Raw genomic sequence first — 2,315 nt, 5'->3', positions numbered from 1 at the left:
TGGTCCTTGTAATTTGAAGCTTCTCTATATGCTGAGGCTGAAAGGAACCGTAGAAACGCAGACTTTCATACCCGATTCCGTTATGTACTACACTCAAGTGAGTTCATGTCTCCTTCCGGCTCTCGAAACTTGACGGCTTGGAAACAGAACCTTAATCCAACTCCTACCCGTCATTTTCGATTTGGATATGACCACAATATAGACACTGTAGGGTGCAGTTCTGCGTCAAGGCAGGCTGCCCCTCGATCTTCACATCACTTTTCCCGTTCAGCCATGGCATAGTCAGCACCGGAACACACGGAGCCTTCTTCACGCCATAGATGTCTACCATCTCACTGGCCTGTACGGCTGGATTGAGCAGACTGGAGCAATTTCCAAAAGACTCAATGTTCACCCCCGGCACGTAATCTCCAATATTCAATTGTGCTTTGTTTTTTATGTAGACGCCATGGCTAAATGGCCTTTTCAAACGGGTAGGCTGCGTACCATAACTACAGCTTAAGATCGCTCCTGCCACGACATAGCTTTTTTTCGCGCCGCTTCCCAGTCTTACCTGCGTATTTTCCACCTTACTCTATCCTCCTTCATGTCTCCATCTCGACTCTTTGTACTCGAATGCCGGTAAAGAATCGCCGTAGCAAGCTTTCCGCCACAGCCAAATGGATATAGATATGAGGTTCGATAAGCCCCTTAATCCGAAAAACAGGCGACGCCACCTCCCCCGGTCTCAGTACCAAACGCTTCAATGTCTGATTGGGGTACCATTCCGTCTGTGCGGACAAACAGTCCTCCATCGGCGGACGAAGCAACCAGTATACATCCTGTCTGGCCTGCTGGAAATCGGTAAGGATGGCCGCTCTCCATTCCAGCCCCGGCATATATTTCTCCAATAATGCTTTCATTCGCTCCGACACCAGCGGCAGAGGAAATTCCAAAAAATCCGGGTACACCGTGTGTGAATCGGAATGTACAGCTAGAAAAAGAGAAGCCTCCTGTTGTTTCTGTCCCTGGGTCTCCGTCAGGATATCTGTTACTTGCAAAGGAGACATCGCAGCAGGCTCCACCCGATTCTTTACCCGCTCGTCTACCATCAGCCGAAAATATCTCAATGCAGCCACTCCCTTTTCCTAACGGCATCCCTTACCTGTGCAGGCTCAGAAGACGGCTCTCCATCTGGAAGCGAAGTCTCCATAGCTGCCCAGTCCAATCCAATGGCTTCTCTACGCTGTGCATCCGTAAACATGACTCCGTGTACATTGGCTCCCGTAAAATCAGCCCCGCTCAAACAAGCGCCTTCAAAAGATGCACCGGATACATCTGCTCCGGCAAAGCAGGCATCCGTCAGATTCGCTCCGTTCCAAGTCGCTCGATGCAGTAACGCGTTTTGAAATACGGCTCCGCGCAGCTGTGCATCTTTAAAACGGGCCTCCTGCAAGCTCGCCCCTGTGAAATCCACGCCAACAAAACCCAGTGGCTCCCAATCTAAAGAAGCGCCTGGTCCGTATCCGGCGTTACCCATAACAGCATCGAATATCGCCCCTTTCATCGAGCATCCGCTAAAATCGGCTCCATAAAGCAAGCTGTAGGTCAAGTCGATTCCATTCAACTGGCTTTCCTGCCATACCGTTCCTACTAAAACACAGCCATGCAAGCGACTGCGCTCCATCTCAATCTGCCGAAAAGCCGTATAGCGAAAATCCAGCAGGCTGTAATCTCCATCTGACAGTTGAACTTGGGTCAACGCTTGATAGCTGTACGCATATTCTTCTTTTTCCTCCAGCCATGACCGAATCTCACTTGCCTCCATGGCTCTGCGATCCTCGCGATACACCGATACGCTGTGATCCATGTATTCTCCCACACGAATCTCGAACATCTCTTCCCGCTCCAGCTCTTGAAACTCCGGCAAGCACACGGCCTGTTTCATCGCTAGGCGCATCATATTTACAATAAGTGCATGAACATGTTCTGCCGCCTCCAGCATGGCATGCTCCCATTCAAGCTCTGATAGGGACACATACTGCTTCTCTGCCTCCCTTCGCAATTGCTGCTGCAAATCGGCCCAATAGGCATAGGACCAGCCTGTATCCCATTCAAATCGGATCGGCTCAGGATCAAGCATCCATAGAGCATCCGAAGCCTCTACAAGATAAGCAGGTCGCTCCTCCAGCCATGTGGTACGCAGCATGGAGTATGTGATATAACCGATCTTTCCTTTTCTTCCTTGAATCTGCTCGTGCCGAATATCCCGGCAATACCCCCGAAAATCTTCGACACAGGCCTTTATCCGTTGCTCTTGTACCGCCTTGAACTTC

3 protein-coding genes are annotated in these 2,315 nt (G+C 50.4%); all 3 read right to left on the bottom strand.

The features are described from left to right. Window positions 1–163: 163 nt before the first annotated feature. The gene (locus ABD76_RS25850; RefSeq protein ID WP_197259831.1) at window positions 164–568 is read right to left on the bottom strand and encodes a PAAR-like protein; all 405 of its coding nucleotides are present in this window, start codon (window positions 566–568) and stop codon (window positions 164–166) included. Window positions 569–584: 16 nt separating this feature from the next. Next, on the bottom strand, window positions 585–1,091 hold the full coding sequence (locus ABD76_RS25845) for a hypothetical protein (protein WP_197259832.1): 507 nt from the start codon (window positions 1,089–1,091) through the stop codon (window positions 585–587). A gap of 14 nt (window positions 1,092–1,105) precedes the next feature. After that, the coding region (locus ABD76_RS25840; protein ID WP_197259830.1) for a pentapeptide repeat-containing protein at window positions 1,106–2,315 on the bottom strand (1,210 nt) is incomplete at its 5' end.

It is taken from the genome of Paenibacillus dendritiformis (assembly GCF_015845845.1).
In the GTDB taxonomy this organism is placed as follows: Bacteria; Bacillota; Bacilli; order Paenibacillales; family Paenibacillaceae; genus Paenibacillus_B; species Paenibacillus_B dendritiformis_C.
This window is presented reverse-complemented; position numbering and strand designations above follow the sequence as displayed.

Excerpts from the sequence above, each read along its gene's own strand:
- ABD76_RS25845 (WP_197259832.1), bottom strand. The coding sequence starts at position 1,091 with ATGGTAGACGAGCGGGTAAAGAATCGGGTGGAGCCTGCTGCGATGTCT.